This is a genomic window from Longicatena sp. (assembly GCF_982403165.1).
Genome location: NZ_CEVYEL010000079.1, coordinates 1 through 8,592 on the forward strand (window position 1 = coordinate 1; position 8,592 = coordinate 8,592).

The 8,592-nt window shown below is 36.2% G+C and carries 5 protein-coding genes; all 5 read left to right on the forward strand.

Annotated elements, in window-relative coordinates:
• Nucleotides 1–791: 791 nt before the first annotated feature.
• The 5 genes from AC1VS3_RS12020 (at nt 792) to AC1VS3_RS12040 (ending at nt 8,218) form a co-directional block, all read left to right on the forward strand.
• Nucleotides 792–1,112, forward strand: coding sequence for a TfoX/Sxy family protein (locus AC1VS3_RS12020; protein WP_008689165.1), 321 nt, complete (start codon nt 792–794; stop codon nt 1,110–1,112).
• Nucleotides 1,113–1,801: 689 nt separating this feature from the next.
• Entirely contained in the window at nt 1,802–2,365 is a 564-nt protein-coding gene (locus AC1VS3_RS12025) for a GNAT family N-acetyltransferase (protein ID WP_008689164.1), read from the forward strand.
• Between the two features lie 463 nt (nt 2,366–2,828).
• Nucleotides 2,829–3,452, forward strand: a complete 624-nt coding sequence (locus AC1VS3_RS12030) for a hypothetical protein (protein ID WP_481275667.1) — start codon at nt 2,829–2,831, stop codon at nt 3,450–3,452.
• Between the two features lie 210 nt (nt 3,453–3,662).
• Nucleotides 3,663–5,321, forward strand: coding sequence for a diphosphate--fructose-6-phosphate 1-phosphotransferase (locus AC1VS3_RS12035; RefSeq protein ID WP_008689162.1), 1,659 nt, complete (start codon nt 3,663–3,665; stop codon nt 5,319–5,321).
• A 344-nt stretch (nt 5,322–5,665) separates the two neighbouring features.
• Entirely contained in the window at nt 5,666–8,218 is a 2,553-nt protein-coding gene (locus AC1VS3_RS12040; RefSeq protein ID WP_008689161.1) for an ATP-dependent Clp protease ATP-binding subunit, read from the forward strand.
• The last annotated feature ends 374 nt before the right edge of the window (nt 8,219–8,592 follow it).

The window sequence follows — 8,592 nt, forward strand, 5'->3', positions numbered from 1 at the left end:
AAGGATGGCGGGGAAGTTACGGAGCTTTTGTGGGACAAAGGGAATACCGTTGAAAGTATCGTATTGATGTCAAGAAAAGAAAAGTAGGGTTCTCTTGTCTAGCGAAGGTAATGTGGAAATGTCGATACCTATATTCTTGAAAATATTATTTTCTATATATGTATATAATGTTTTCTTGGAAAGACTGATTTTATGGGTGTGAAGCAAGTATGAAGAATAAGAAGAGCGTTCTAAAGGCATTCTGTACGGTGAAGTTTTATTTCTTTTGCGACAGTAGACTTATCTTTGCCCAGAATATCAGCGATGGTTGCCAACGTGAATTACTAGGCAGGAAAAAGAACGAATTTAGGAGATGATTGATTATCTCAAGTCACAACCCAAATGGGTCACCTCCTGCAAGATGAAACGGTGTGGCTTACGCAACAACAGATGGCAGACTTGTTTCAGACTTCACGAACTAATGTTGTAGAACACATTAAGCATATTTATGGTGAAGGCGAACTGAATGAAAATTCAACTTGTCAAAAATTCCGATAGGTTCAAAAAGAAGAAAATCGTGAAGTGGCAAGGGAGATGCCATTTACAATCTTCAAGCAATGGAACAGCTTGTTTCCGGATATCCTGATTTTGTGGAAAGATAAGCAGAACGAGAAGTGCCTATGACAATGGAAGATTGGGCAAAGCATCTGCACGGGATTTTGACTTCCACAGGAGAAAATCTTCTCATCGGAAATGGCACGGTCAGTCATTTGTAGGTAATGAATATGAAATTAGAATTTGAGGAGGAAATTATGGCATCGAGCAAAGAATATTTAGAATTTATTTTAGGGCAGTTATATGAGTTGGAAGAAGTATCATATAGAGCAATGATGGGAGAATTTATACTCTATTATAAGGGCAAGATTGTCGGCGGAATATATGATGATCGATTACTCGTGAAACCAGTAAAATCAGCCATTTCATATATGCCAAATGCTGTGCATGAATTGCCATATGAAGGAGCAAAAGAGATGTTACTTGTTGATGATGTTGACGACGAGGATTACTTGACTGGCTTATTTGATGCCATGTATGATGAATTGCCAAATCCAAAACCCAAAAAGAATAAATAGAACAACCTCGATTTGCAGAATTGATTTCTATTACAATATATGGCATTACCTGTTCCCCTATGAACAGAACCCTGTTTTCAAACTCTCGTTGGTTAAAATGAAAAGAGTATTGAGAAAAGTTAAAAAGAAAAACCTGTCGATGGATAAAAGTTATATTACCTTTTCATAATAAACTAGCGTTGATTATGAAAATTAATGTTATTTCTAGTTCATACATGCAAACTACATTTTATAATTTGATTAATTTTCTTATCACTAGGATATTTTTCCTACTTTTATAATACGAAAAACGGATAAAAAATTTAGAAAATCCGCATAAATACAGTGTCTATCGACAAAACAGCAGAAGAAAAATAAAGAAAATTACAACGAAATTACAACAAACGAAAGAGCCTGATGTAACGACTTATACAAAGAAATGCAGAGTTATGGAAGAACGACGCTTGAAAAAGAGCGTCTTTTTCTATATCGTGAAACAGCAGACTATTTCATTTCTGCTTGATTACTCTACACTTATCGGGCTATGGTTTGTCAAGGGCTTATTGCGTAAGCAATGCTATATAGCACCCTTTACAAATCATGGACTGAGAAGTAACTTTTCAAAAGTAGAAAAGAAATGACAATGTTTATAACAGCATGGTATAATACAAGTAAAGGCAAATTGGAATTTATCAAGGGGGATTAACAAAATGGTTGATGTATATAAAAATTGTCCTAACTATGAGAATGAATATTATATGTTAAGATTAACAAACAAGGAGGATAAAGCAGATTTGTTAAAAGTTTATTCTGATGAGAAATCTGTACCTTTTTTTAATAGTGATAATTGTGGTGAAGATGATTTTCATTATACAACTGAAAACAGAATGGGGCAGGCAATTGAATACTGGCTTTGGGAGTATAAGAGACAAGGATTTGTCCGTTGGACGATTGTTTCAAAGGCAACGAATGAAGCGATAGGTACGATAGAGCTTTTCCACAGAGAAGCTGATGATTATTTTACAAATTGTGGTTTACTTAGATTAGATATTCGGAGTGATTATGAAATTGCAAGTGAGATTGTTTCAATTCTAAAGTTGATAATTGAACATACATATACACTGTTTCACTGTGATAAAATAGCCACAAAAGGGATTACATCAGCGACGGAACGCATTTCAGCATTGAGAAGCTTAGGTTTTAAACTCTCGGAAGAAAAACTAATAGGTCATGACGGAACAGAATACGATTCATATTTCGTGTTAGAGCAATAAATCTCAGTTTGTATGGGAGATACGCTCAAAATGTTGCAAATCGACGGAGTGATCCGCCAGCGGTGGCGGTCGTAAGACATATCGCCACGCCAGCTTGCTGGCGAGCGTAGCGAGCCTTATCAAGCCCCCGTTATCTAACAAGGGGGGCACAAAAAACAAGAGACAATATACACTACTAAGCGGAAAACGCTGTATTTACAAGGCAAAACCGCTTTTAACAGGGTGTTAACTGAAAGGCACTCATTTAACACATAAAATTGAATAAGACATAGGAAAGACAGTTGATTTTAAATAAGAAATTGATTGTCTTTTTATAATTAAAAAGAAACTATCTATCAATGGAATGAGATTTCATGATACAATTAAAAAACGAATGAATAGGTATTTATAACTAACAAGTTTTATGAGGAAACGTATATGGTAAGAATAACCATAGATGAGTCTATTACGATATGTTGGGAGAATGAATATGAAACGAGAGCAACAAAGAAAACTAAGAGAATTAAAAAAAGCATTGCCAAGGATGTTAAAGGAAAAAGTCAAGGCATACAAAATGAAGAAGAAAGACTATATGATTTGGTATAGTAAAAATGATTTGTTTATAGAATGTATGATTGATGTTAGAGAAACAGTTGACGATAGATGTTGTTGCAGTATACGAGTAAAAATCAAGCCCTTATGGATAGATGATTTATTATGGGATTGTCTACATATGGATAACAATAAAACAGAGCCACTGAGTTTAAGGGCTGTCGGCGCATTCACGGTTAGTGGTGTTGAAGTATATTTAGACTATGATTATCTAAAAGAGTGGACAAGCGAAGAAATGGAAAGCTATGTGGATCTGTATTTAGAAAAATTTAATCAGATTATGAATGAGGTCACAATAGATGATTTTTATGCTCATATAAGTGATCAACCATATCATGAAGAACTAAGGGTATCTCTATCAATGACTTACAATGCCCAATATCAAGAAGCAATAGAATATCTAAAAGATAAAGGTGAAGGTATATTCTGTAATAAAGGTCTTTGGATACATGATGCTATAAAAGAATATTGCAAAAAAAGGATGAATAAGCAATAGATCTAAAGGTAGCAAAGATTGTGAATAAGCAAGATATCATACAAGCTTTTTTGTTTCAAAGCTATCTCTTTAAATGAAGTATGAGTGATTATCATGGACATCTGTCTTGGACTCTTTAAAATCATACTTATGACCTTTTAGTAGTTTACATTTTAAGGTGAATGCCTTATAATTTAGGATGTAATTAGATAAATGAAAAGGAGAATGATTATGGAAATTTCATCACTACAAAAAGCTAGATATGAGTATGCACCTAAACTTCCAGGAATGCTAAGAAACGGTATTGCAGATATTTGTGTTGTAGAAGGTGAGGAAACGCAAAGTGTAGCCGATCAAGAAAAGATCAAAGAACTTTTCCCAAATACTTATGGTAAAAAGGAAATCACTTTCCAAAAAGGAGCAAATACATCTGAAGCAAAAAAACAGGTTGTCGGTGTTATCCTTTCTGGAGGACAGGCTCCAGGTGGACATAACGTTATCTGTGGTTTATACGATGCATTAAAAGCAACCAATAAAGAAAATGTATTGTTGGGATTTAAAAATGGTCCTAGTGGTTTGATCGAAGATGATTATTTAACTTTCGATGATGCATATATCAATGCATACAGAAACACTGGTGGATTTGATATTATCGGATCTGGCAGAACAAAACTGGAAACAAATGAACAGTTTGCTATCGCTGCTGAAGTTTGTAAAAAACATGGTATCACGGCTATCGTTATTATCGGTGGAGATGATTCTAATACAAATGCAGCTGTATTAGCAGAATATTTTGCAGCTAATAATACAGGTGTTCAGGTTATCGGTTGTCCTAAAACTATTGATGGTGACCTTAAAAATGAAGATATTGAATGTTCTTTTGGTTTTGATACAGCAACAAAAACATACAGTGAATTGATTGGTAACATTGAAAGAGATGCAAACTCTGCAAAGAAATACTGGCATTTCATCAAAGTTATGGGACGTTCTGCATCTCATGTAGCTTTGGAATGTGCTCTTGAAACACAGCCAAACATCTGCTTGATTTCTGAAGAAGTAGCTGAGAAAAAGATGTCATTATCACAGATTGCTGATTATATCGCTGATTCTGTTGAAAAACGTGCAGCGAAAGGCATGAACTTTGGTGTTGCCATCATCCCAGAAGGTGTTGTTGAATTCGTTCCTGAATTCTCTGCACTGATTCAGGAAATCAATGAATTATTAGCAGGCAGCAAAGCAGAAGCATTCAATGCTTTAGCAACTTGGAAAGAAAAATATGCCTTCATCGAAAATGGTTTAACAAAAGCATCTATGGATGTATTTGCAATCCTTCCAGAAGGTATCCAGCAGCAGTTATTCTTAGAAAGAGATCCACATGGAAATGTGCAGGTTTCTTTGATCGAATCAGAAAAATTATTCTCTGCTTTAGTAAAAGATAAATTAGAAGAGAGAAGAAAAGCCGGTACATACAATGGTAAATTTAATCCTCTTCACCATTTCTTTGGATATGAAGGAAGATGTGCATTCCCATCTAATTTCGATTCAGACTACTGCTACTCATTAGGATATAACGCATTTATGTTGATCCAGTATGGTTATACAGGCTACTTATCAAAGATTTCTAATCTTTCTAAGCCAGCTAGCGAATGGGTTGCCGGTGGTATGCCAATCACGAAGATGATGAACGTAGAAAGACGTCATGGCGAAGATAAACCAGTTATCAGAAAGGCTTTAGTTGAACTTGATGGAAAACCATTCAAATTCTTCGAAGCACATAGAGAAGAATGGGCGAGTGAAACTTGCTTTGTTTATCCAGGAGCTATCCAGTATTACGGACCTGCTGAAGTATGCGATATCACTACGAGAACGCTTGCTCTTGAGCAAGAATAATACGTTATTGTCAAACGATTGCTATTTTGCGAAATGTTAGTCCTTCGTAATGGACGTATTCGTAAAAAAAGTGGTGTATGGAAAAAATAGTGTATAAAAAGTTTTCAGATACATGTAAAAAGCTATATTGCGCAATATGCAGTATAGCTTTTTGTTATGATGCAAGAATATAAAATATACAAGTCATTAAAATATTGGCAAATGATTCTTAAAAATAGCATACCTCTACTTTAAATGAAAATCATTTTAAGTAAAAATTAGCACTCAAGTGTTGACAGTGCTAAAACTTGTGCTATAATACAGTTAGCAATCAAAGTGTTAGAGTGCTAAAGGAGCGTGATACTATGAACTTTGAAAAGATGAGTGAGAAACTGCAAGAAGTTATCATGCATGCCGTCGAAATCTGTAAAACCTATCAGCATACAACCATTGACACAATTCAAATGCTGAAAGCTATCTTTGAAAACGATGTGTTAGATGGACTGTTTAAGCGATTGAATATTGATAAGATAAGAGCTTTACAAATGATTGATGATGAGATGAGCAGGGTAGCTCGCAGTTCCAATGTGAATCCGCAATTCTCAAATGAAGTTGCGAAGTCATTTGATAAGGCGCAGCAATGGAGTGATTCCGTTCAGGAAAGCTATCTAAGTGTTGCCAGTGTTTTTATCGCCTTACTGTTTAACAAATCTTATATTTCTAAACAGTTGGTGAAAGAGTTCCACCTGAATGAGCAAGCATGCAAGGAAGAGGAACTGAAACGTCGTGGTGGCAAAAATATGGATACACCAAATGCGGAAAGCAATTTAGAGGCTTTAAGTAAATACGGTCGTGATTTGGTCGAAGATGTAAAAAGCGGTAAAATTGATCCTATTATTGGCCGTGATGATGAAATTCGCCGTGTTATCCAAATCTTATCTCGTAAGACGAAAAATAACCCAGTATTGATTGGTGAGCCAGGCGTTGGTAAGACCGCTGTAGTGGAAGGAATTGCTTGGCGTATCATGAAGGGTGATGTACCTAGTTCGTTAAAGGATAAAAAACTGATTGAATTGGATATGGGTTCTTTGATTGCCGGTGCGAAGTATCGTGGTGAGTTTGAAGAACGTTTAAAAGCAATTTTGGAAGAAGTAAAAAATGCCGAAGGAAACATTATATTGTTTATTGATGAAATTCATAATTTGGTTGGTGCCGGTAAAACCGAAGGCAGTATGGATGCCGGCAATATGTTGAAGCCAATGCTAGCGCGTGGAGAATTGCGTTGTATCGGAGCAACGACCTTTAATGAATATCGTCAGTATATCGAAAAGGATGCAGCTTTGGAACGTCGATTCCAAAGAGTTACTGTGCAAGAGCCAACGGTTGAGGATACCATCAGTATCTTGCGTGGTTTAAAAGATCGCTTTGAATCTTATCATGGTGTAAAAATCTTAGATGAAGCAATCATTGCGGCAGCTACTATGTCAAATCGTTATATCACAGATCGTTTCTTACCGGATAAAGCCATTGATTTAGTAGATGAAGCTTGTGCTACCTTACGGGTGGAAATGGAATCCATGCCACAAGAATTGGATGAATTACAACGTAAGATCATGCAACTGCAAATCGAAGAAACGGCGTTAAAGAAGGAAGAAGATAAAAAAGCAATTGAACGATTGAATGATATTAAGAAAGAATTGGAAGAGTTACGTGCAAAGAAAGATGAGCTTTATACAAAATGGGAAGATGAAAAAGCTGTTTTGGAAGAAAGCAAAGATGCCAAGGTAAAACTGGAAAAAGCACGCTTAGACTTAGAACAGGCACAAAGTGAGGCTCGTTATGAGGATGCGGCGAAGCTGCAGTATGGAACCATTCCGCATTTAGAGAAGCTCATTCGTGAGCAAGCTGAAAAAGAACATAATGAGGATGCCTTGATTCAGGAAACGGTAAATGAAGAGCTCATTGCCAAGATTGTTTCGCGCTGGACCGGTATAGAAGTTGCACGATTAGTGGAAAGTGAGCGTCAGAAATTATTGCATTTAAAAGAAGCATTGCAAAAACGTGTCATTGGACAAGATAATGCCTTAGAGCTTGTAAGTGATGCCATTCTACGTAGCAAAGCCCAGATTCAAGATGAAAATCGTCCTATCGGAAGCTTCTTATTTTTAGGACCTACCGGTGTCGGTAAGACAGAAGTTGCCAAAGCATTGGCAGAACAGCTTTTCGATAGTGAATCACATATCGTTCGTATTGATATGAGTGAATATATGGAGAAACATAGCGTTGCCCGTTTGATTGGTGCTCCTCCGGGATATGTCGGTTATGATGAAGGTGGTCAGTTAACGGAAGCAATCCGTCGGAATCCATATTCTATCGTACTGTTTGATGAGGTTGAAAAAGCCCATCCGGATGTCTTTAACGTATTATTGCAAATTCTGGATGATGGACGTATTACCGATTCCAAAGGTGTGACCGTAGACTTTAAGAATACGCTGCTGATCATGACAAGTAATCTGGGAAGTCAGTTTGCCTTTGATGAAGAAGATAAAGAAGACAAATATTTAAACGAAGTGAAGAAATACTTTAAGCCGGAATTTATCAATCGTATTGATGAAATTGTTGTGTTCAATGCTTTAAATGATGATATGTTAGGTAAGATTGCTCATAAATTTATGGATGAGCTGACACAGCGATTAGCCCATAAAGATATTAAGTTAGAAGTTAGTGACGCTGTATATCGCAGTATTGCTACTCAAGGCGTTGATGCGGTATATGGGGCAAGACCTATGAAGCGTTATATCCAGCGTAACATTGAAACGCTGATTGCTCGTAAGATGATTGAAGGCAATGCCGGTAAGGATGATGTCATCAGTGTTGATGTCGTTGATGGCGATTACGTCGTTACGGTTCATGCATAAGGACTAGAATAAAAAAAAGATTCCCTTTGTTGACTGTTTTTCAGACAGCTTTGATATGATTCCTCTAAAGTAGACAATGAAAATAAATAAAACGTTGTTTATGAAAGGAGGGATCTTTTTTTGTTATGGCTGTTTTACCCAGTAGTTTTATAAGGTACATTACCAATGTATCCTTTATGCCTTTCCAGTGAATTATAAATCGAATAAGGACTTATCTAACGCCTAACGGCTAGGATTAATGTGCAGATAGAGGATTACGAAATGCAAGAAAACGTATGGATTCCTTCTTGAAGAATTGTTTTCATGATACATTGCAGGTATACTAGTGTACTGTATTGTTGACATTTAACTAAATATTTATAGCTATTATAGCC